Annotated in this window: 15 protein-coding genes and 6 pseudogenes; 14 read left to right on the forward strand and 7 right to left on the reverse strand. The window is 48.6% G+C overall.

What is annotated here, in order from left to right; translation table 11 throughout:
* Nucleotides 1-38: 38 nt before the first annotated feature.
* Both PVE98_RS22925 and PVE98_RS22930 read right to left on the reverse strand, forming a co-directional pair.
* On the reverse strand, nucleotides 39-1,370 hold the full coding sequence (locus PVE98_RS22925; RefSeq protein WP_033755903.1) for a helix-turn-helix domain-containing protein: 1,332 nt from the start codon (nucleotides 1,368-1,370) through the stop codon (nucleotides 39-41).
* 69 nt (nucleotides 1,371-1,439) lie between these two features.
* Nucleotides 1,440-2,137 (reverse strand): IS1-like element IS1A family transposase gene (locus PVE98_RS22930; RefSeq protein ID WP_227741456.1). Its coding sequence is split into 2 segments (ribosomal slippage): nucleotides 1,440-1,888 and nucleotides 1,888-2,137, totalling 699 coding nucleotides; the frame shifts between segments, so codons are not numbered across the junction.
* Between the two features lie 2,584 nt (nucleotides 2,138-4,721).
* Here PVE98_RS22930 and PVE98_RS22935 point away from each other — a divergent pair.
* The 4 genes and pseudogenes from PVE98_RS22935 (at nucleotide 4,722) to PVE98_RS22950 (ending at nucleotide 9,712) form a co-directional block, all read left to right on the forward strand.
* A complete protein-coding gene (locus tag PVE98_RS22935; protein WP_227741453.1) occupies nucleotides 4,722-6,245 on the forward strand; it encodes a sensor domain-containing diguanylate cyclase in 1,524 nt (507 codons plus the stop codon).
* A gap of 569 nt (nucleotides 6,246-6,814) precedes the next feature.
* Nucleotides 6,815-7,141 (forward strand): four-helix bundle copper-binding protein, encoded by a 327-nt coding sequence (locus tag PVE98_RS22940; protein ID WP_075203187.1) that lies wholly within the window; start codon nucleotides 6,815-6,817, stop codon nucleotides 7,139-7,141.
* Between the two features lie 681 nt (nucleotides 7,142-7,822).
* Complete coding sequence (locus PVE98_RS22945) at nucleotides 7,823-8,008, forward strand: general stress protein (protein ID WP_075203188.1); 186 nt, start codon at nucleotides 7,823-7,825, stop codon at nucleotides 8,006-8,008.
* 1,306 nt (nucleotides 8,009-9,314) lie between these two features.
* Nucleotides 9,315-9,712: pseudogene (locus PVE98_RS22950) on the forward strand (VOC family protein).
* A 228-nt stretch (nucleotides 9,713-9,940) separates the two neighbouring features.
* Here PVE98_RS22950 and PVE98_RS22955 read toward each other — a convergent pair.
* Nucleotides 9,941-11,088 (reverse strand): IS3 family transposase gene (locus PVE98_RS22955; protein ID WP_333620649.1). Its coding sequence is split into 2 segments (ribosomal slippage): nucleotides 9,941-10,851 and nucleotides 10,851-11,088, totalling 1,149 coding nucleotides; the frame shifts between segments, so codons are not numbered across the junction.
* Nucleotides 11,089-11,314: 226 nt separating this feature from the next.
* Here PVE98_RS22955 and PVE98_RS22960 point away from each other — a divergent pair.
* Entirely contained in the window at nucleotides 11,315-11,923 is a 609-nt protein-coding gene (locus tag PVE98_RS22960; RefSeq protein WP_033755962.1) for a DsrE family protein, read from the forward strand.
* Between the two features lie 2,017 nt (nucleotides 11,924-13,940).
* Here the strand turns inward: PVE98_RS22960 and PVE98_RS22965 are convergent.
* Both PVE98_RS22965 and PVE98_RS22970 read right to left on the reverse strand, forming a co-directional pair.
* Entirely contained in the window at nucleotides 13,941-15,224 is a 1,284-nt protein-coding gene (locus PVE98_RS22965) for a globin domain-containing protein (protein ID WP_033755959.1), read from the reverse strand.
* Nucleotides 15,225-15,567: 343 nt separating this feature from the next.
* Nucleotides 15,568-16,264: pseudogene (locus tag PVE98_RS22970) on the reverse strand (IS1-like element IS1A family transposase).
* A 135-nt stretch (nucleotides 16,265-16,399) separates the two neighbouring features.
* Between PVE98_RS22970 and PVE98_RS22975 the strand changes: the two are divergent.
* The 5 genes and pseudogenes from PVE98_RS22975 (at nucleotide 16,400) to PVE98_RS22995 (ending at nucleotide 19,539) form a co-directional block, all read left to right on the forward strand.
* A complete protein-coding gene (locus PVE98_RS22975) occupies nucleotides 16,400-16,726 on the forward strand; it encodes a hypothetical protein (protein ID WP_143807678.1) in 327 nt (108 codons plus the stop codon).
* Between the two features lie 333 nt (nucleotides 16,727-17,059).
* Nucleotides 17,060-17,775, forward strand: a pseudogene (locus PVE98_RS22980) (YoaK family protein).
* Nucleotides 17,776-18,564: 789 nt separating this feature from the next.
* Nucleotides 18,565-18,909, forward strand: a pseudogene (locus PVE98_RS22985) (HNH endonuclease).
* 244 nt (nucleotides 18,910-19,153) lie between these two features.
* Entirely contained in the window at nucleotides 19,154-19,315 is a 162-nt protein-coding gene (locus PVE98_RS22990; protein WP_167456988.1) for a hypothetical protein, read from the forward strand.
* Nucleotides 19,316-19,350: 35 nt separating this feature from the next.
* Complete coding sequence (locus PVE98_RS22995) at nucleotides 19,351-19,539, forward strand: hypothetical protein (RefSeq protein ID WP_096073955.1); 189 nt, start codon at nucleotides 19,351-19,353, stop codon at nucleotides 19,537-19,539.
* On the opposite strand, the gene PVE98_RS23000 is transcribed toward PVE98_RS22995, so the two are convergent.
* Nucleotides 19,534-19,779, reverse strand: a complete 246-nt coding sequence (locus PVE98_RS23000; RefSeq protein WP_033755867.1) for a hypothetical protein — start codon at nucleotides 19,777-19,779, stop codon at nucleotides 19,534-19,536. The genes PVE98_RS22995 and PVE98_RS23000 overlap by 6 nt on opposite strands.
* Nucleotides 19,780-19,822: 43 nt before the next feature.
* Here PVE98_RS23000 and PVE98_RS23005 point away from each other — a divergent pair, with 43 nt between their 5' ends.
* The 3 genes and pseudogenes from PVE98_RS23005 to PVE98_RS23015 all read left to right on the forward strand — a co-directional run.
* Complete coding sequence (locus PVE98_RS23005) at nucleotides 19,823-20,257, forward strand: ubiquitin carboxyl-hydrolase (RefSeq protein ID WP_096073954.1); 435 nt, start codon at nucleotides 19,823-19,825, stop codon at nucleotides 20,255-20,257.
* Nucleotides 20,254-20,417: pseudogene (locus tag PVE98_RS23010) on the forward strand (PBSX family phage terminase large subunit); the annotation flags it as partial. The gene PVE98_RS23005 and the pseudogene PVE98_RS23010, both read left to right, overlap by 4 nt.
* Nucleotides 20,414-21,172 (forward strand): annotated as a pseudogene (locus tag PVE98_RS23015) (conjugal transfer protein TraG N-terminal domain-containing protein); the annotation flags it as partial. The pseudogenes PVE98_RS23010 and PVE98_RS23015, both read left to right, overlap by 4 nt.
* Before the next feature lie 31 nt (nucleotides 21,173-21,203).
* On the opposite strand, the gene PVE98_RS23020 reads toward PVE98_RS23015, so the two are convergent.
* Complete coding sequence (locus PVE98_RS23020; protein WP_096073953.1) at nucleotides 21,204-21,602, reverse strand: hypothetical protein; 399 nt, start codon at nucleotides 21,600-21,602, stop codon at nucleotides 21,204-21,206.
* A gap of 815 nt (nucleotides 21,603-22,417) precedes the next feature.
* On the opposite strand from PVE98_RS23020, the gene PVE98_RS23025 reads away from it, so the two are divergent.
* The gene (locus PVE98_RS23025) at nucleotides 22,418-23,209 is read left to right on the forward strand and encodes a hypothetical protein (RefSeq protein ID WP_096073952.1); all 792 of its coding nucleotides are present in this window, start codon (nucleotides 22,418-22,420) and stop codon (nucleotides 23,207-23,209) included.
* Nucleotides 23,210-23,215 lie beyond the last annotated feature (6 nt).

Below are 23,215 nucleotides of genomic sequence, written 5' to 3' on the forward strand. Positions count from 1 at the left end.
CCAGCCTGATCTATCTGCGAATACATCAGGCTTCTTATTCAGGAGTCACCCTTCTCGTCTTTTCCATTGTCATCCTGCCTCAGTGCATCGGTCTCTCTTTTCAGCGCGTCACGAATATAACGGCGTAGCGTCAGTGCATTAATTCCGTATTGTGTATAAACCTGCTTTCTTGTATGGCCGTCTCGTAAGACAGCATTAACTGCCTGATCGCGGTCGCGTTTAGACAGTACGTTACGGTTATCATACTTGACGCGCTTTTCCTTAATTTCAGGAGAGTCTTTCTTTTTGCTCCATGCGCGTTTAACCGTTGCAACCGTCACACCCAGTATATCGGCGGTTTGCTGTAGCGTTTTACCCTGCACGCGCAATCGTACCGCATAGTCTTTTAATTCTTCAGATATAACCCTGTAATCTTCATGCGTGCCAACGTACTTAATAAGCGTGTCGTTCGTGATGCTGTATTCAGTCAGAATATGCTTTCTGAGTATGCCCTGGCTTAACTTTACTTTTATCGCCTCAACATCTTCTGGTGTCAGTTTTCTCTCATGCTCCCGAGGGATGATTTTCTGTCCGTCACGATCGGCTATTTTTTTAACGGCGTGATAGATGACTGCGCGAGATACTCCGCAGGCCTGCTCAATTTCTTCTATCGTCATTTTTGGCTCGGCATGATACATGCGTGAAATCAGCTCCCACTGCTTCCAGCGGTAATCCATTGCAGAGCTTCCCTTGCGCTTTTTTATCAGCTTGTAGACGTAAGATTCAGAGCAGCCCTGTTCTTCACATATATCCCTGACGCGCCAGCCCAGCATTACACGCTCTATCACTTTATCTGCATCGGGCCCGTTTTTTTCTTCCAACACCTTTTTTGGTGGATTTGCTTTTTTAGCGGATGTTGTGGATTTTGTACCGACCGGGGCGGTTTTGATTTTTGAGTGAGTTATTTCCCCGGGCTCAGTAAATATTGCCTTTTCGAGACTGTTCTTTATTTTTCTGGCGTGCCACAGGTTCACGCCGGGACGGGGGAGGGGGACCAGGAAATCCGCATTAACCATTATCCATGCAGCCGGGTCGGCTACGTCTGAATATTGTCTCAACTGTGTGAGTGACCGTTCGGCCGCCGCCTGCAGCTGCCTGGCCGGGACGCGATTTTTAATAAAAGCGAGCAGTGGAATGGTTACGAGCTGGCAGGCATAAAAGCGGGTTTCTCTGAAGCTAACCTCAAACCAGCCCGGATTACGCATGTAATGAAGGAGGGCCTCGTTAAGCAACTCAGATAAGACAACCTCATGCTTTATCCTAAAAACCTCGGATGAAAAGCCCGCCGGATCGGCAATCAGAACAACCAAATCGGCAGCATTAGCCATCATTTTTCTTTTCCAGTCAGTCTGTTAGTGAGATGAGCGAAAATACTAACCATAACGGGTAATGGTCCCAACTTATTGATAGTGTTTTATGTTCAGATAATGCCCGATGACTTTATCATGCAGCTCCACCGATTTTGAGAACGACAGCGACTTCCGTCCCAGCCGTGCCAGGTGCTGCCTCAGATTCAGGTTATGCCGCTCAATTCGCTGCGTATATCGCTTGCTGATTACGTGCAGCTTTCCCTTCAGGCGGGATTCATACAGCGGCCAGCCATCCGTCATCCATATCACCACGTCAAAGGGTGACAGCAGGCTCATAAGACGACCCAGCGTCGCCATAGTGCGTTCACCGAATACGTGCGCAACAACCGTCTTCCGGAGCCTGTCATACGCGTAAAACAGCCAGCGCTGGCGCGATTTAGCCCCGACGTAGCCCCACTGTTCGTCCATTTCCGCGCAGACGATGACGTCACTGCCCGGCTGTATGCGCGAGGTTACCGACTGCGGCCTGAGTTTTTTAAGTGACGTAAAATCGTGTTGAGGCCAACGCCCATAATGCGGGCAGTTGCCCGGCATCCAGCGCCATTCATGGCCATATCAATGATTTTCTTGTGCGTACCGGGTTGAGAGGCTGTGTATGTGAACTGTAACTGCCATGTTTTACGGCAGTGAGAGCAGAGATAGCGCTGATGTCCGGCAGTACTTTTACCGTTACGCACCACCCCGTCTGTAGCTGAACAGGAGGGACAGCTGATAGAAACAGAAGCCACTGGAGCACCTCAAAAACACCATCATACACTAAATCAGTAAGTTGGCAGCATCACCACATCTGCGGATTTTATTGCCGATGACGGTCAGCAGTCACTGACTGAAGCAAAGACAAGATGAACCAAATTAATCAGGTGATGTTGTCGCAACAAAGAAACGCATAAAATTTTGTCGCAGCCTTCGGGGATAATAACAGAGCGCCAGACAGGCCAGCCACGGAGATACAATCAGCAGTGCGCGCTCTCCAGCGCTGAGTTTCCTGAACTACTCACAGTCACTGCAACTGTCATCAAATCAGAAGGCTTACTCTTTGCTGAGGTGAGCGCGGTAGTACCTGCGTAACCTCTTCACTGATATCACCCTGCTGTTTGTCATCGAAACCTCTTTCAAGGTAATCCTGTGACGGTTTTAACCCGACGGTCTGCCTGCGGTCAGTGTTAGTGCGCTGTTCATAAGGAAGGGTCATATAAAGCCGTAATGAACTGACGCTCTGCCACTGATTTTGCGGTTCCGGTAACTTTTTTTGTCTTTATCCTGAATACCTGCCAGGCTCTTCCATCAAACTATTTCACAACGGAGTCTCCTGATGGGACGAGTTAAGATTCGGTGCCCATCCTGTGGAAAGCGCCGATTTCAGCTCACTCTTAAAAATGATGAAAAAAAAACTCCTCACGGAGCTGTCTGCTGTGGCTGTGGTGAGCAGCTGAAAGTTGAGAATGTGTATAAGCTGTTTCTCGTCATCAGTAATAATGGCGACCAGCATAAACGACCTGCTCCCCGTTAGGAATATACCATGATGTTAGTAATGTCTTCATTAGCGACTGTAAGAACAATCGCGGACTTCCACTCCTCGCTCATAGCGGACCTTTTCCAGTCTTAGCCTGTAACCTTGCAACCTGCTAATTTGCCTTTCACTTTCATTTGAGGCTACAGGACTGAATTACGCGGCCAGATTCAGGGTTGACCTTGCCGTTGCCATCAGACCCCAGCCGCCAGGCCCGGAACCCTGTGCGGTCCGGCGGAGCTTACCGGCTCTGCCGGTTTGCGCGCCAGGGCTGACGACCCGGCCACGCCTGGGAGCCAGAGGGGGCCATCAGCTGTTTATGCCTTTGACCTTCAGGGGATGAAACCCGGCAAGGTAGCTGCAACTCAGCGAACAGAAAAAGTGGATAGAAGGCAAGGATGCATGCAGGGCAACGAGATTTTTACTGCTTAATCAGAAAATTATGTCTTGAGTCAATGCGATGGTTTTTTATCATTTCTCTGAAAAAAACGGCCCTCTCAGGGCCGGAATTTGGTGGCAGCGTCTCTTTTGTTTTTGTACTGTCTTCACATCCCGGTGCTCCTCTTCATTGCCACAAGCACAAGCGGCTAAAAATAAATTTATTTACGCTTAGCCCACATATTCGTTAAACAGCCACCAGTTCTTTAGTTCATGCATATACAGTTGAAGCCCCGGCAGAAAACCTGAGGTCACTATATCTGAACGTCCCGATCCAGATTATATAGAACCGGTGCCTGATGATGCTGAAAGCCCGGCTTACCGTAATGAAGACGATGAGGAAGAAGAACACGACAAAACAGATGACAAAAATCTTTTCCATGAAGATGACCATTTCTCGAATCCAGCGAAAGATATCTAAAACCGCCTCCGGGCGGTTTTTTACTGACGTCTGTAATGCCAGTGAGGCCCGGGTCATACTTCGCGTTGAAAAAAACGCGGCATCAGACGGGAAACATAAAAACAAAATCACCAGGCGGTATGAAAACTGCCGACAGCCGTTTTACATATTTTCTTTAAAGACTAAATAAAACGGCTGTTGCTTCAGTTAAACGGCACGGCGTATTGCCGGGCCAGCCCTCAGCGACCAGGTCTTTTGTGAGCAGTGAACGTGCGAGTGATAAACCCCTTGCAGGGGTTGACCTTGCCGCTACTATCAGACCCCAGCCGGGAGGACCGAAACGCCACGTGGTCCGGCGGAGCTTACCGGCTCTGCCAGTTAGCGCACCAGGACTGACGACACGGAAACGCCGGGGAGCCAGAGAGGCCAGTAGAGTGTTGATTTTTGTGTTCGCTATGTGCCAGAAGCGGATATCGGCAAGAAATGCACTACAATGATATGTGTACAGCTGTGCCGAAAGAATCCGTATCCCAGGCGCATCAGACTGCAACGAACGGATCAGAGAAAGGCGTTATCTGATTATGTCTTCGGTTATATTATGTGACCGGGTTGTTTCTCTTTCAGTCTTATGTTTTTATAGCCAGGCTAATAATATTGTTTGCATCATTCTTTCCCGGTCCCGGATACGTTTGCGCCCGCGGCGGATAAAACCAACCTGCTGACAGCACTCAGAATAAGTTTTAGTTAAAATAAACGCAGCACCGCTTTTGTTGTGCTCAGGTCCGCCCGGGCTTACCGGTAAAATAAAAACGCAGCTCCAGCTGTGTGATTCAGTAAAGCAGATAGATGTTTTCGCCTCCCCCGGTCCGCCGGGGATTTTTTATATGTCTCTGTTGTCCGGGGGGCAGGACCGCTGATTACTGCTACCTTTTCCAGATAACCCCCTGTTTTCCGGAGTAAGACCTTGCCCTTAACCCGTATCAGGAAAACGGAACGTTCCGTGCTCCTGTTCCTGCTTTTCATCAGCGTTTTTATCGTAACGGCGTGCAGCTGGGCGCTATGGCAGTCCTGGCAGGACCGGCTGGCAGACGCTGCCGTTCAGGCCCGCAATCAGGCCCTGTCCCTGTCCCGCCAGGCGCAGGATACATTTCTGCAGGTCAGCATTGCTCTGGATGAAATCGCCCGCAAGGCCGATGATGTCTATGCCCGGCCTGAAGCTTACAGTGGCAAACGCGGGCTGCTGGCCGCACAGTCGGTTTCCCTGCCTCAGCTGGAAGGCCTGTTTGTGTATGACGCCGAGGGTAACTGGCTGGCCACCTCTCTGGACCAGCGTTCTCCACACATGAACAACGCAGACCGGGACTATTTTATCCGGCACCGGGAATATGCCGATGAAGGTGTTCATATCGGACAGGTCATCCGCAGCCGCAGCTCGGGAGAGCTGATTATTCCGGTCTCCCGGCGCCTGAATGATGCTGAGGGTCATTTTCGGGGCGTGGTGCTCGGCACCGTTAAGGTAGGCTATTTCCGGCAGTTCTACGGCTGGTATGAACAGAGCCCGGGGGACATGCTGGCCCTGATGAACATGGAAGGTATTTTGCTGTATTCCCGGCCCTTTCCGGACAGCGACATAAACCGCAGCCTTTCATCCAGCCCCCTCTTCACTACCCTGCTCAGGGAATCCCGTATCGGCAGTGATACCTGGGACAGCCGCATGGACGGGCAGAGGCGCCTGTTCGGCTATGCCCGCCTGGAGCGCTATCCGCTGGTTGTGGCGGTGGGTTATGAAACCCGGATGCTTCGCGATGCCTGGTGGCGGAATAATATCACCGGTATCAGTGTGAATATTTTTACGTGGCTGCTGGTTCTGCTGTTCGGCTTTCTGGTGCTTCGCCAGTTGCACGCCACCCTGCGCAGCCAGCAGGACCTGCTGCGTGCCCGGGATGAGCTGACGCGGCTCAACAGTACGCTCAGCGACCTGGCCATGCTCGACGGCCTGACGAACCTCGGTAACCGGCGGCAGTTTGATTTTTACCTGGAGAAAAGCCTGAGCGCTGCCCGGGGTCCGGTATCCCTGGTTATGTTTGATGTGGATTACTTCAAACGCTACAACGATACGTATGGTCATATCGCCGGCGACAGCTGTCTCAAGAAAGTGGCTGCTGTGCTGAAACATCTTCCGCTGCGCAGCACTGATCGGGTGGCGCGGTATGGTGGGGAAGAGTTTGCCATTATCCTGCCGGGCACCAGTGCCCGGGACGCCGAGAAAGTGGCCCACCGGGCACTGGAAGCCATTCGCCGGGCAGCCCTGCCGCATGAAGCCACCGAACTGCCGGAGCGGATTGTCACCCTGAGCGCCGGCATCAGCGCCTCTGTAGCGGTTGACACCCCGGAGTCCCTGAAACTTGCCGCTGACGGCGCACTTTACGCCGCCAAACAGGCGGGGCGTAACTGCATTTCGGGTACGCAGGGCATTTGTCTGCTCTGACTGAAAACATAACGTCAGGTGTTTTTTGAGGCCTTCACCGATTAAGTATATGAATATTTTGATAAATGTTCTCATCGCAGAAAATGCGCGCCATTCCACGGGGGCAGGTAAGTTTTTATTCCGGGTCGGCCTGTGCCGACCTGATTTTTTCGCTTTACGGCCGGGCACAAAGAGCCTGTGTGGTAACAGCGCTTTTGGTCGTAAACGGTACGGGCAGGCAAACGTCACCGGAAAGAGCTATCCCCTGCGCTAAAAAATCAGCTCCTGTGCTTATCTGGGCTGACGGGCACCCGAAAATGTACTGTAACAGCGGATGCGCTATTACCGGCTCTGCCGGTTAGCTGAGCGGAGCTTGACAACCCGGTAATGCCGGGGAATCGAAGGAGGCCATCAGCTGTTGATAACAGCGTCCGCTATGTGCCAGAGGCGGACCGTGGTGTTATCGATAGCCACAAAGATGCTCTGCAAGCCAGTCATATGAAATGCTGAAAAAGTATTAACGCATACCAGAATTGCATAACAAGTAATTTCTTCCATGCTTAATACGTAAACTAAGCAAAGGAGAAATCATGTTAGACGAATACAAAAAATGTATCGAAGCCTGCTATTTGTGCGCAGCTGCATGTGACAACTGTGCAGCTTCATGTCTTGAAGAAAAGAACCTTGAGATGATGCGCGAGTGCATAAAACTGGATATGCAGTGTGCGAATCTTTGCCGGCTTGCAGCTCAATTCATGACACTTAATAGCGAATCTGCTCAGGATCTTTGTCGGCTTTGCGCTGATGTTTGTCAGAAGTGCGGCGATGAGTGTGGAAAGCATGAACATGACCATTGCCAGGATTGCTCCAGAGCTTGTCATCACTGCGCCGAACAGTGCAGAAAGATGTCCGCCTGAAAAGTAATTTAAGTGACCACACCCGCTTTGGCGGGTTTTCTATTCCCTCCAATAAGCCGCAGAAGAGGAGATGGATAAGTTTAGGGGGACAGGGGGAAAAGGATTTATCTGAGAGTACCAGCCTTAATGACAAGATGTGGGAAAAATTACTTTAATGACTTAACGTCCGCTTCTCGCTCAAAGCGGACTATGTGTCCGTGTTATGTCGCCAAGTGCCAGAAACTGAATTAGCAAATCACACATTAGCTAACTGCTTAAATGACTTATTGGCTATGGATATGTTTTTTAACTGATTGTCATTCACTCGCGTGCATGTCCATGCAACCGCACAGGGATAAAATGGAGCTTTTTTACGCGAAGGGGAGGGGTAAAGGTGCCGGAAACTGCCCGGACGCGCCGGGATCACGCTGAGGGCCTCTCAAGGATGCGGGCATGAACCCTTATGTGGCTGGCAGGGTTTGCCCGGCACCATAAAGAAGAGACTGATTACTAAATTCTCTCTACACACCCCGATAATGTAATGTAAAGCTCAACACCAGGGCTTTATCACAATGAAAAACTGATTTCTGGCGGCGCTACGGCACCTTTTTTGCCTGCGTCACAAGTTACTGCCAAAAACCCACCGGTAAAACAATCTCTCCTATGGTTTAAGGTCGGTGCTTAACATGAAGCGGGGGTGCTATGGCAGTATATCGTGGTGGAGCCGGAAACTTTGCGGAAAATCCGGAGTGGGCTGCAGAACTCGGACGGAAAGGCGGCCGTATGAGCGGAGGAAACTTCAGAAACAGCCCTGAGCGAGCAGTTGAAGCAGGAAGAAAAGGGAGCCAAATCAGCCGGAGAGGCCCTTCTAACCGCCAGGTTCGGTGAAACATGGTGACGAAGCCCGCCTCTGGCGGGCTTTCTAATGTCATGCATACATCGTTATGTTAAAAGAGAGTTTCCAGGCACCCGGGGAAAAGCTACATCTGACGGCAGACTTGCACGATGGCGCTTTTCTTTCCAGGCTTTCAGGGTGCTGATCCATGCTGGTTTCGGCACATTGGCCGTAAATTATGAACATGATTTGTTGTTCAGCCCGCTAAAGAAAGATGGCGGGTCTTTTGCTTGTGGTTGCGGGCAGCCAGCCTGACGTTTTCCCGGCTGGCTGAAAAAAAACCGAAGCCTGACCGGAAGCGCCGGGACGGTAAATCGGACAGTGAAATGCGCGTCAGGAAAGGCCGCTGCTCACTGTAATATGCACCTGTATTAGTGCTGTTTTTCTCTAGAGTTAAGAGAGTCAACTCCTGCTGGTTTCAGCCCGGACAAACCATATTGAATCTTCTCTCAGGGTCAAAATGGCGGTTTTTTGTGTGTTTCGCATATTCGCCAGCGCTAAATTCTTCATAATCCTGCCCGATAATCACACTGCCCATGCCCGGGAAATTAAACAATTAATAGCTTTTTACGGCTTCCTTTTTACGGGTGCTTTTTCATCTGGCAGCTGCGCTTTTCCGTACGGGAAGGTGAAAAAAGCTCACGGAGCCGGCCATATCCGGTGGCGGGCACCCTTCCTGCTTCCGCCCCGGCGTCTTGAAGTTGGTGGAAAATAAAATCTGTGAAGCAGAAAAACAGGAGATCAGGGCGTTACTCAGGAAGGTCATTCTGAAACTGATTGAGAACGGGGGCAACAAGCAGATCCAGGACATCATCTGTTCGCTGTATAGCTTGAGCATGCGTACTGACGATCCTGTTATCCGCCGACACTGCCAGAAGGCCATACGGATGCTGGCCAGAAAAATGCCTTGATCTGCACAATGCTGCGTCTGCGACTATGGTTTTCTCTTTGATGCCTTCTGTTAGGCAGATACAAGCCATTTTATTTAAAAAGCTTAATCCATTATAGAACTTAAATATTTTTCATCTGTCGAATCAGTTACAGAGATATTCCTCTGTAATTAATTTTCCCCGCCCTGAGCGGGTTTTTTTGTCCTGAAAACGGATGCGTAGCCTGAAGGTATGAAGCGAATCCACCACAACTATTCGGCACTAAGGCGTAAAAAGCTCTCTGCATGTTTTTGTCATGGACTTACCGGAAACATCTTTTGGGTTACCTTCTTCGCGGCAGTTCTTGACCGCACTGTTATGTTAAAAGAGAGTGTTCAGGCAGTTGTACCTGAAACCTGACGGCGCAGAAATGAGAACGCAAAAGCGATCCATGGGATATGTGGCTATGTGGTCGATGACTATGACCGCGAGATTGAGTATTACGCCGACAAGATGGGTTTTTCCCTGGTTGAGGACACACCGCAGCCAGGTAAACGCCGGATTGTCGTTACACCTAACTTGGAGAGCCACTGTAATCTTCTCCTGACCCACACTTCAAACGAGAGGCAGGAAGATTTTATTGGCAATCAGTGTGGTGGGCGGGTATTCCTGTTCCTGCAGACCGAGACTTCCGGCGTGGCTACACCGCTATGAAAACAAAGGGCGTTCACCGCTGTCAGAAGCCGTGTGAGGGGGAGTATGGGGGGCGCTGTGTTTTATGACATTTATGGCAACCGCTGGGATCTCCACCAGAGCGCTCAGCTCTGATAGCTATGCGACTGCGCACGTCCGGTGCGTGGCCGGGATGCTATATTCAACGTAGTGGACATTTTCAGTCATCATGAGTGAAACGTCTGCTACCCGCTCATACCGGATTCTGCAACTGCGACAGTCCGCTATGTGCAGAAGCGGGCGTTGTTAACATCTTGCTATAGTCAATTATAGGGAGCAGCCCAAACTGGCTATCCTGGAGCGCGATGAATCGCCACGGATAATCTAGACACTTCCTAGCCGTTGATAATACTGGTTTTCATATTCTGTCGGTGACATCTGATCGCTGGAACCATGCCGACGCTTACTGTTATAAAACATTTCGATGTAATCAAAAATATCGCTGCGGGCTTCTTCCCGCGTTCCGTAGATCTTTTTCTTTATCCGTTCGCGTTTCAACAACTGGAAAAAGCTTTCTGCAACCGCATTATCATGGCAGTTACCGCGACGGCTCATGCTGCCCTCCAGGCCGTGTGATTTCAGGAACGACTGCCACTCATGGCTTGTGTACTGACTGCCCTGATCCGAATGAACCAGCACCTGTTTTTGGGGATTACGGCGCCATACAGCCATCAGCAGTGCGTTCAGGACAATGTCCTTTGTCATCCGGGATTGCATGGACCAGCCGATAATTTTGCGTGAGAACAGATCAACAACCACGGCAAGATACAGCCAGCCTTCGTGGGTCCTGATGTAGGTTATGTCCGTTACCCAACGCTTATCCGGAGCATCCGGGTTGAACTGTCGCTGGAGCCTGTTGGGCGACACGATACTGGCCTCGCCTTTACGTGCCCGCGGGCTCCGGTATCCGACCTGAGCCTTTATCCCGACACGTTTCATCAGTCGCCAGACTCTGTTCACTCCGCACTGTTGCCCGCTGTCCCGCAGATCCAGATGGATTTTGCGATAACCATAGACGCATCCCGATTCCAGCCAGAACTGTTTAATCTGTCCTGTCAGTCTCAGGTCTGCCTGATGGCGTTGTGAATGCGGCTGCTGAAGCCAGGCGTAAAAACCAATGGGATGAACATCCAGCACCCGACAGAGCAGGCGAACAGGCCAGCAACAGGTGTTGTCACGGATAAAGGCGTACCTCAGTCGGACAGCTTTGCGAAGTACGCCGCGGCTTTTTTTAATATGTCCCGTTCGTCGGTAACCCGCTTCAGCTCTTTCTGGAGACGGCGGATCTCGGCCTGAGCATCTGACTGTTCTTTATTAGCGGAAGAATCCGGACCGTACTTCTTTATCCAGGCGTAAAGGCTGTGGGTGGTGATATCGAGACGTGTTGCAACGCTGGCAACAGAATAACCGCGATCAACAACCTGTTTGACTGCTTCAATTTTAAACTCTTCGGGATAACGCTTACCGCTCATGGGCACCTCTCTTTAAGCCATCTTAAATGACTCTGAGGTGTCTGTTAAACCCGTGGCGATTCACGATTTGATCCCGCTGCTTAAGAATAATCTGTAAAATTAACAACCTGGTAAGAAAGTATAAAGTAAATGTACGGCTTGCTAGCTGATGCCAAAATGTTTTTGTTAATGTCTTTCTTCACTAATATAAACAGGGCGCTCATGCTCAAGGCGCCCGGAGGGAAACATGCGTTCTGTTATAACTGGAGCACTAATTGCAATCACGAGCGGGCTTATGGGAGCTGCGCTTTGTAATAATCATGCTTTTTTCAAAAGCCTGACTGATCATCCTGCCAGTGTTTCAAACGATCAGTCCGCTGGCTTCTGGATTACACCGGCCGTGAAGGGTTATGGCGAAATCCACTATGAACGCAGTGCTGCCTTCCAGCCCACCCCAGACCTGAGCAATAAAATCGTTTTCAAGGTGGGGCAGGCCGGAGACAACACATCATTGCCGAATCCGGCCCTGGAAAAAGTCGCGCAGGTGGTTAATCTCTATGTTGCAGCCGGGGTTCCCACCAACAAACTCAGATTTGTCGTTGCGGTGAACGGTGGCGCAACGCCGGCGTTGCTTGATAACGTGCATTATCAAAAAATATATGGCACTGACAACCCAAACCTTAAGCTCATTTCGGCCCTTCAGAGCCAGGGAGTCAAAGTGAGCATATGCGATCAGGCTATCGCCTGGCATCATTATAAAAAGAACTGGATCGCTGGCTCGGTTATACATACGCCTTCCGCTCTGACCACAATAACAACCTTACAGAACAGGGGTTATGCCTTCCTGGAAATGTAAAGCGGATTGGCAGGCCTTGTTGAATAAATGGAAGGTAGCCTTATTGCACCTTTCGTCAGATAATTTTCTTAAACCACCTTACACATGCTCAAAGCCTTACTGACATGCAATAAGCCGCTTTTATGTCAGTGATATTACTTCAGTAACACCGCTCCATGTCGCGCCTATAGTAGAAAAGTTATTGACTCCAGCTCAGGTCGGAAACATCAGCAGTCGTGATGAGGTAAAACGCTTTCCCGCCGGCGGACTCAAACAGGCTGGCAGCTTTTTTAATATCATCAACATGAACGGCAAAATGCTGGATGCGGTAACCGCTCAGGGGACCGAAGCCTGCCTTGCTCTCACAGAAAGAAGGCAGCGACTGCAAGCGTCAGGGAGAAAGATGCCTGGCGGAACATTACCCGCGACGTGGTAAAAGCAGGTGCAACTCCGAGTCGCATTCGCTGCACTTCCAGTGCTGATGCTGTCAGCATGCGGCGGCAGTCCTTCGAGGTAGCTAATAACATTACAGCGTTTGGTTAATCTCTTCAGTAAACTCAGCCAGGCGGGAAAGGTCAGCGATGCCGATTTCCCATCAGACATGAAAGATGAACAGCGCGTCAGAATGCTTCGGCTCAATGTTTAACGGTGGTGGGCATGGTACATGGAGGCAAATCAGTTACTCTTCACAGTACAAAAGTTGATTTAAAACTGGTCTCGTAAGTTTAAGTAGACTAGGGTTCAGGCGGAAAACAGCTGATAATTGAGGTCGTTTTGTTTACAGTGGAGCTGGATACTGTAGTTTATGCTTTTCAGATAAGGCAGCTTGCTGCAAGGCATCAGTCCGGAGAGGATTTGAGGCAGATCAAGAACCTGGTGGATGATGTCATAAGGTCTATGTAGGTAAATCTTAAGTATCATTATCATTATCAGAATCGCTTACACCTGAAGATGTGGTCCGAACTCTTCAAAAACCTCAATACCTTTACGAATAAATGTTCAGATCCTGACTGGATGACTGTCATCGCCTATGCCAGACGGCAGGTGAGCCGCAAAAAGGGCGCCGCAAAGGCCAGGCTCAAGTAAATACAGACCTCGGCTCGGTCATTGTATTTGATAACCCGATACAGGTTTACCGCCTGGCTTTATTAAAAAGGTCGGCCGGCCGGACACTTCAGGCACGCTAAGGCGCTGAAGCTGCGCCGAACCTGCCGCTAAAAGCATGGAAAACCCTTAACAGGTTTTGAGGTTTGATCAATTCCTGAACCTGATGAAAAAAATAAGAGTGCAATATGGGAAAATATTTTTATCTTTCAAGGCAATTCGAAGTCACGGGTGCTTTGTTTGTACATACAGCTGGGTGTAAATCACTGCCTGGCGTTGAAAATCGCGTTTTTTTGGGCACTTTTTACCATACCCGGGACGCAATGAAGGTAGCGAAATCCAGGGATGCTGAGGCGAGGCCTTGTCCTAGATGCTTTACTTCCCTCTATAAAACATGAATCTGCTGACTACGATCTAATCGGGATAACACCACGCAATCATCTTTGAGCTTTGGAAGAGGGCAGACAGAAATAAATTTCTTATTCTTAAGCGGATCAGAATGCACTTTCTTTCCCGCTCCGGTCAGGCATTTTGCAAAAGAAAAGAGAATGCAGTTTATTCCGAGCATAAGCGTTTCCGTTTTTCATCTGCAGCATAAACCGCGTATTTCCGGACGCTTATGAACATGGTGAACATGTCATTCATAAACGTGACGTTTTTAACAGGCTTTGTTGTGTGCATTCATTTTTTGCATGGCCTGAAATCAGGCTGCCTCTGCAAACGGTAAGAAAGGTACGCTGCCCGGTTTCATGTGCCCTGCGTAAGTTTTCAGAAAAGCCGTTCCTGTACCTCCTGGCAACGACAGGAAAACCTTGTCAGATGGAAAAGGGACAGCAGAACAAAGCGCTGGGCGGCAGTCAGCGCCCTGTCCCGGTTACAGGGCAATAACCTTTTCGGTAACGCTCAGGCACCTTTTCCTGGGATGATTTACGGATTACAGGTGAACGCCACCTGTGGTAAACGCTTCACTGAAGATCCTCTCCGGTGGGATCCCCAGACGGAGCAGGGCCTGGTATTGCTCCTGCATAAAAGGTACCGGCCCGCAAAGGTAATAGTCAGCCTCTTTCGGTAAACAGGCAGCAGGCATTTCATCCAGCTTAAGACGTCCTTGCATGTGGTAGTTTTTGCCGGCAACCTCACCTTCTTTGACATTTTCATAAGCGATAAACAGATGAAGATTTCTGTTCCGGCGCGCTAAATTCTCCAGCTCTTCACGCAGGGCATGGGCCTCTGAACTGCGGGCCGCATGGATAAAATAAATATCTTTTTTGCCCTCTGACTGCTTTTCCGTGATGGCAGAGTCGCCTGTACCGGCAGCAGAAGATAAATTTGGGTCCGCATGTTCTGCAAGCAGGTGGTTTACCATTGATATCATTGGGGTCAGTCCGACGCCTGCGCTGATAAGAACATTCGTATTATCCGGGTTCAGAAGGTAAAAGTTTCCGGTCGGGGCGCTGAGTTCAACGATGTCACCTTCCTGAACAGCATTATGCAGCGTTGAAGAGACGTAACCGGGATCCTGCCCTTCGATACGGGGATCTTCGCGTTTTACGGATATACGCAGATAATTATCAGCAGGACTGCTCGAAAGACTGTACTGGCGGGGTTGTCTAATCCCCAAGGCAGGTACCATAACCCGGAGCGTGATATACTGGCCCGGTTTATAAGGAGGCAGCGCCTGTCTGTCCTTGGGGACAAGATAAAATGATGTAATTTCGGCACTTTCCATGACTTTTCTGTCCACAATAAAATCACGCCAGCCAACCCAGCTGCCGCTGGTATTTTTATGCTCCTCATACAGTTGTTTCTCCGTCGCGATAAAAATATCAGCCAGCTGCTGATACGCTTCCGCCCAGGCCCTGATTAATTCATCATCCATGGAGATATTAAGCACTTCACTGATGGAATGGAGCAGATTTTCGCCAACAGTATCATAATCAGGAGTCTGTATATTCAAACTGACGTGCTTATGGCAGATAAGCTCAATAACCGGTGCCAGCACACCGGGATTATCAATATTTTCAGCATACGCCAGCACTGCGCCAGCCAGCGCTTTGGCCTGAGCACCGCTTCGCTGATGCCCCATATTAAACGTTTCTTTCAGGTCAGGGTTGTTTTTTAACATTCTCTTGTAAAAATAATCGGTCAGCGCCACTCCGTTTTCTTTCAGAACGGGGACTGTAGCTTTAACCTGTTCTTTTTGTTTTTCACTTAACATATTAACCTCACAATGCCTTCATGCTGCCGTAACGAATAAACTGAACCCAGAGTTTAGTATGGCCGAGTCAGGCCTTTCCACCCTTAAGCATAATCACAGACAGCCAATAAACACATTCTCACCTGAATTTATTCTTCTTTTTTAGCCGAATATGCCATTGCTCTGGCCATTCTGTTGCCGCTTTTCCATAAAGAAAGCAGGTTAATAAGCGAGACGACAATATATTTGCCGATCCGTCTGTATTTAGCGTTTCGCTTTAAAAATTTGCACAATTTCTCATTTTGTCTATTCTTGTTAACGGAGTGGCGGCGGGCAGAATGAAGCAACGGGTAATGGTCCCAACTTATTGATAGTGTTTTATGTTCAGATAATGCCCGATGACTTTATCATGCAGCTCCACCGATTTTGAGAACGACAGCGACTTCCGTCCCAGCCGTGCCAGGTGCTGCCTCAGATTCAGGTTATGCCGCTCAATTCGCTGCGTATATCGCTTGCTGATTACGTGCAGCTTTCCCTTCAGGCGGGATTCATACAGCGGCCAGCCATCCGTCATCCATATCACCACGTCAAAGGGTGACAGCAGGCTCATAAGACGACCCAGCGTCGCCATAGTGCGTTCACCGAATACGTGCGCAACAACCGTCTTCCGGAGCCTGTCATACGCGTAAAACAGCCAGCGCTGGCGCGATTTAGCCCCGACGTAGCCCCACTGCCGTCCATTTCCGCGCAGACGATGACGTCACTGCCCGGCTGTATGCGCGAGGTTACCGACTGCGGCCTGAGTTTTTTAAGTGACGTAAAATCGTGTTGAGGCCAACGCCCATAATGCGGGCGGTTGCCCGGCATCCAGCGCCATTCATGGCCATATCAATGATTTTCTGGTGCGTACCGGGTTGAGAGGCTGTGTATGTGAACTGTAACTGCCATGTTTTACGGCAGTGAGAGCAGAGATAGCGCTGATGTCCGGCAGTACTTTTACCGTTACGCACCACCCCGTCTGTAGCTGAACAGGAGGGACAGCTGATAGAAACAGAAGCCACTGGAGCACCTCAAAAACATCATCATACACTAAATCAGTAAGTTGGCAGCATCACCAAAATTTGCGTTAAAAACTGGTCTGATGAGATTGCATAGTTTAGGGTTCAGGTATGGATTAGCCGATAGTAGAGGTCGTTTTGCTTAGAGTCGATTTTAATACTGAATTTTATGCTTTTCAGATACGGCAGCTGGCTGCCAGGTATCAATGTGGGGAAGGCCTCAAAGACATAGAAAAACTGGTAGACAGCGTTATTATATCTATGGAAGAAAAACTTAAACGCGATTATGTCAATCGTTTTCACTTAGAAATTTGGTCACAACTCTTTGAAAACCTCAATGCCTATATAAATAAGTTTTCTGACCCTGCCTGGATGATGGTTATTGCCTATGCCAAGCGGCAAGTGAGGCGTAAAAAAGGTGCAGCAAAAGCTAAGTTTAAATATGACCAACTAAAACATTATTAAACTATAAGGTTTGAATGGTATTTAGGCTTGAAAAGGCTTTACGGTTTGAAACTTATTAGATGAGAGGTGTGTTATTGAAATGTTGAATAAATATTTGTTTTTTTATTTAAATAAAAAAGATAGTATGGCATGCCTGCTGCCTTGAAAGTTCCATGAATACAACTTTTTGAAATTCCTTTTGAACAAGCGCATAGCAATGGCTTAACCAAGCATTGCAAAGAATTCATAGTGCGCCTTATGGTAAAAATCATGCCTATAGGCGATTTAATAGCTTGTTTCTCGTAACTGAAAAGTAGATCATGTATTGACGTTCAGACAAAAACAGTAGGATCTATGCTGATAAGCACTGAAAATTCTCGCAGCACTACAGCGGATACCCAACTCGCATGTACTCTTGCTGCGGTAGCTGGTGCACTTAATACGGCGGCGTTTGAAATTGTAGGTTTCTTTTCTGCCAATATGACAGGAAATATTTCGTCACTTTCGGATTATCTGGCTAAGGCAAACCTTCATCCTGCAGTTTTTTTGTGTCTATTGTATTCATTTTCATTGCTGGCTCCTCATTCTCAACAGTCATTATAAATGCAGGGCGCAGGAGAAATATATGTGTGATCTACGCATTTAATATATTGGTTGAAGGGGTAGGTCTTTTATTCTTGGGTATTGTAGAAACATGGTTGACATCGTTGTCGCCCGGCGCAACATCAATACTATGTTTGAGTTTTTTAATGGGTATGCAAAATGCTGTTGTGACAAGAATTTCAAATGCACGAGTAAGAACGACCCATGTTTCAGGTACATCTACCGATATCGGTATTGAACTGGCAATGCTATTTGATGTACTGAGGCGGAAAGGATCTCCCAAAGATGCGCCTGTCTATATTGAGCGTCTGAAACTTCATTCCTTAACGCTCCTGTCTTTCCTGTTAGGCGGAGTAGCTGGTATATGGCTTTATCATCTTTTAAGTTATTCATTTATAATTCTGATTGGTCTTATGCTCATTATTCTGGCATTGCATACCATTACCCGGAAGTACAAATGTCTATAAGATAGGAAGTAGTTTCCCTTGTTGGTCTTTTTAGCAAGCTGGCGGGTTACGCCATGGATCTGACCCATCTCTATAACTACTAAATCTGGCGAGACCCATGAAGTGTTGATGAACCGTCCACAACCAAGGGTGGTGAATGCCACCATTGACATTGTTCAGGAAGATGGCGCATAGGTTTACCATGCGCCAGATGACATGCTTAAGATGGTGTATGTGCCGGAATTAACCGATCAAGATGCGTAGCGACCATCACAGGGGGCATTTACGAGTGCGCCCGAGGATGAAAAAGACGGGCCATCCATGGACCAATGTCGTGGGAGGAGTTCGTTTTGTTATGAGCGCAAAAAAATGTAGCCAACGGCAGAAACTCTCAAGCGTCAGCGATTAATTTCTAAATCGTCTTAAGTAAGATGGCTGTTAGCTAAGAAAACATTATTGATAGGCAGAAGGCATTAAAGCAATTGGTGAAATATTAGCACCGTTTTTTTATTTAGTTCTAGATTTGATCCGAACAAAAATTAAAACGAGACAAATTATGCCAAAGTTTTATTACATTGAGCAACTAAACGAGCATAAAACAAATATTCATGTTCATTCCGAAGAGTGCGTTTCGCTTCCCTTGAGAGGACGCCGACAATTCTTAGGGACGTTTTATCATGAGCGGGACGCAGTAAAAGTATCCCGAATGTGGCAACCTGGTGCTAACCCATGTCCTCAGTGCTTTGATAACCCCAAAAAGTATAAAAGAGTAATCTAACCGCCTCCGGGCGGTTTTTTATTGGAGCCGGTATGCCATCAGCAATTCCTCGCGCATGCCGAAAGCTCGGATACGGTGAGACGACGACTGACCGTTCAGCCTATTGCGATGACCATCGCAACGAAGGATGGCACATCAGCGAGGCCAGAACAGGCATCAGCGCGGCTACGGAAGCAAGTAGGATGTAATACGCGCGCATTTTAAAGCGTGATCGCCACATCTGCCAGGAGTGCCAGAGGAACGGGAAGCCGATCCCGGCATCAATGGTTGACCACATCACCCCGAAAGCACATAGCGGTACGGATGAAGACAATAATCTCCAGGCGCTGTGCTGGCCATGCCATAAACGGAAAACCGCAACGGAGAGATTGAAGTAGTGTAGGGTTCAACCCACTACAGCAAAGTATCGCTGTATCTGGCATGGATAGTAACCTCTTCCTGAAAGAAGGCGAGGGTGCTTACGTGATGAATGAAAACGGCAAGGCTATCTCTTATTATGAACATCGTCAGTATCAAAAGGGATGATTTTTTACGCTTAACTCACATAACTGGTAAAGGATGGTCGCCTTAATTTTTCTCTATCTACAATTAAGTTGTCCCGTGGAAAAGGTGGAGGCAGATATGTCAGAACGTCCTGATCCAGATTATGTAGAGCCATTACCTGATGATGCTGAAAGCCCAGCTTATCAGGATGATGAAGAGGAAGATGATGAGTATGAGGGCAATATTAAAAACCCATTCAATGATGATAAAGACTTCCCTAATCCTGCCAAAGACATCTGATAACCGCCTCCGGGCGGTTATTTATTGGACCCAGTATGTCAGACACCTATCGCATCACCGTGATCACCAAATCTGGCGAAACGCATGTTGGCCTGATCAACCGGTCACAGCCTGAAGTCGTAAACGGCTTCATCGGTATAGCTCAGGAAGATGGCGCGTGGGTATATCTGGCACCTGACGACGTGCTGAAGATAGAGTATGTGCCAGAGCCGAGCAATTTATGAAGAGGCGTATAGCGCTAAACCCTGAAGTACAAAACTGATGGACAGGCACATCATGCCTAATCGCTGCATTCTGACGATGTGTTTATTATCTTTGGCTATCTGCGCGACAATTTCTTCATAGTTATCCGGAGCAAACATGCCTCCGGGGTAAGGCTTGAGCACATGCCCGTTCAAAAACATCAGTAACGAACCGGCCAGACCAAAGATGATTGCAATTGCGTTGATTGTTGTCGGGGTCATATGTTTGCCTCACGCATGAAAGTCTAATTTTAAGGTTAATTTTATGGCGACCAAATCAAAATCTGGCCGCCCTTCTGATTACCTACCAGAGGTGGCTGCTGACATCTGTTCACTGCTTGCCGATGGTGAAAGCCTGCGCAAAGTTTGTGAGCTCCCCGGCATGCCCGGCAAGGCGACCGTCTTCCGCTGGCTGGCTCAACACGAAGAATTTCGAGACCAATATGCGAAAGCTACCGAGACCCGCGCCGACGCCATTTTCGAGGAGATTTTCGACATAGCCGACAGCGTTGCAGAAGAGGCCACCGCGGTAGGTAAGGCCCGCCTGCGCATCGACAATCGCAAATGGGCGCTGGCTCGGATGAAACCGAAAAAGTACGGCGACAAAGTCAGCCAGGAAATCGACCACAAATCATCTGATGGCAGCATGGCAACCAAGCCGACAACTATTCAGCTTCTCCCGGTTGAGCCAAAAGCATGAGTGAATCAGTTCAACTGCCGATTCCCGCAAAGCTCGCTCAACTATTCACCGCTATCAACAAACGCTACCGCTGTTCACACGGTGGCCGCGGCAGCGCCAAGACTCGCACCTTTGCCTTATGACAGCAGTAAAGGCATATCAGGCGATGATGAACGGCGATATCCGACCTGCAGTGAGTGGTGGAGTAAAGCAGATACGGGGTTACAGGCACGAGTCGTCGATCAGGTCGACCCGGGATTATGGACAAGTTTATCTGCTGCAGTGTCCATTATCGGCGGTAATAATGCTGACTATAAGGAGGCTATTATCCGCCGGCTGGTCAGTCCGGAGAGTCTGACTGTATCGCAAGGAGGTCATGTGTACGCCGGCTACGGAGGAAATGCAGATTTCACGCTTGATAACTCGGTCGCCCGGGTTGCCGCAATTGGCGGCGCCGCATTAGGCAGCCTGGCAGCGTTTCCGGCATTTGATGCCATGCGTCAGGCGTTACCTATGGTTAAGGCCGTTCTGCTGATGGCTATAGTGGTAATTTTGCCGCTTATCCTGGCGTTTTCCGCCTACGAAATTAAAACGGTTATTAAGCTCACGTTTGTCTTGTTCGCGCTGAACTTCCTGACGTTCTGGTGGGAACTGGCGCGCTGGCTGGACAGCTGGCTGTTGACCGCGCTTTACAGCTCTTATACGCACAGCAGCTTTAACATGGCTGGCTTCCAGAACAGTTCGGATGATCTGATCATGAATTTTGTCATGGCGACAATGTTCCTTGTGCTTCCGGCAGTATGGATGGGGGCACTCCCTTGGGCTGGAGTACGTATAGGCGGGACTCTAGATGGGGCATTTAAAAGCGGAACGTCCCAAGTCCAACAAGCAGGAAGTAGTGCTGTAGAAACCGCGAAGAAAGCAGCGAGGCTGTGATTCTGTATGTTAGTAGGGGAATATTCCCCTACTAAACATCCTCCTCATCGCGATCAACTCTTGCCGAGGTGACAGTAATGTTTTGTGGCACGCTATACATACCACAACCATCATTACCATCTCGATAGTGATGACCACTTTGTTCTTCTGTTACATCACGATCCAAAACACTGGTGACTGCCAGGTTACTGAGCATATAAAGGAAAATTGCTCCAAGAAGCAAAAAGGTTCCAATGAAAAATCCACACAGTAATGCGACAGCTAGAATTGCAAAACTAGTGACTGGAACCGGCAATCGCCCTACGAACGCGGGTAATCCATGCCTTATGGCCCAGGCTACACAAGTACTATTAGCTACCTTCGCGCTTTTGGATATTTTGGGCCAAAATCCAGCTGCACGAACTCCTCTTTTGAAAGCTGAATTTTCCATAAATTATCCTTTTACATTATATGCATGAGTAGCTTTTTGAGACGAGCGCATCGATTAACTGGCCATGCTGCTAGCAAATAAAAGCGAGTTTGAAGGTAATAAAATAAATACGCTGACCTTAAATCACATTTGGCTATGCAGGTCATAATAAAATTTTCCCGAATGGTCGGGCGGGGTGGGTGCAGAACAGCACTATAGAAAGAAGATGTAACGCGCTACCCGGCATAACAGATGATATCACTGGGCATAAAAGACAGTGTTATTCGTAGAAAGGGTAGATAGGTGGAAGATAGCTCTGAATCTAAAATGGCTGTTGTTGGCAGCATATTAGTTACATCATTCATAAACACTTCCATATACCCCCACCCGAGCCGGACCTGAAACTCCATGCCCCTCTCCGGCAAAAATCCGGAGCCAGACCTGAAGCCCGGTTGCCCCCCCTGACCAGCCGCCGCCGCCCGGCCCGCAGGGCCGGTATCTTTGTGGCTTATAGATGCGTGCTGTAACTAATAGGGTGGGTGTCGCTGTGGGTTGTGCGGCTGAAACGTTCTTTTGTCTTCGACCGTCTGGCTTCAGTGCACCTGACAGGCCGCTGCTTAAAACGGCGGTCGGGCAGGGCGACTAAAGTAGGGCCTATAAGGTCTTCGCGGTCCATTTGGCTCTTTAAGCCACTCAAATTACATCTTCTGTATACTTGTATAAGAGCAACTCACAATCGGCATACCGATATGGATATTGAGGTAATAAGTTGTATTGCTGATTGAAGGGCATATTATAAATTAGTGTATTAACTCTCATTCCTCTGAAAAGTCGTTATGTTTCGCAATACTGTAAATTTTCTATCAATTCTTTGGCGTAGCATCTTGGCGCATAAGGCTAAAGTCTCCGGTGTGCTGGTTTTAATTGCAGTCATGTGCGGCTATATCAATGATATCGGCGCGACGTTTAGCAGCGTCGAACAATGGCTAAACAATAAAAAAGAAACTCTCGTTGTCATAAAAGCGCGGCTGAAACCTTACCGGTTCAGACCGGACATCCGTGAGGCCCGCGACGAAGCATTCCTTGTAATGGAACTCCGTAATTATGGCAGCACTACAGCTATGCTGACCGCCGCTAGTATTAAAGTCACTGGCAGTCACGTTGCGCGTGAAGGAAAAGCAGGCTGGTATTGGCGCTGTTCGCTGTCTTCCGACAAAAACGCCAACAACCCACTCAGTATTGCACCGGGTGAAACAAAGTGGGTAATGGTAAACAATGCCATTGATTTGCCTGGGATGGCCGATCTGCTAGACCAACCTCCTTTCAGCGAGGTGTTTGTGGCAACACCCGAAGAACCTTATACCGTAGCAGAACACAATCTGATTACGCCATTGAACAGTCAGTTCTCTAAACTTTATGGTCCCAATGCGGCAATCGAAGCAACTGTATACGTCGGACCTGACGATGAACCACACCATTACAGTTTTCCGCTCGCAAAAGGCAAATCGATCTTTGAAAAAGATGGCAGCTTGCAACATGACTGGCTTTTAGCTAACTGGAAATATCCCACCGCAGGATTATGGCGTAGCCTATCGAAATCCTGTCTGGTGCCAAATGATTTTGAGTAGATTCTT

Source organism: Pantoea sp. GABEPS69, from assembly GCF_045780835.1.
Taxonomy (GTDB): Bacteria; Pseudomonadota; Gammaproteobacteria; order Enterobacterales; family Enterobacteriaceae; genus Pantoea; species Pantoea septica.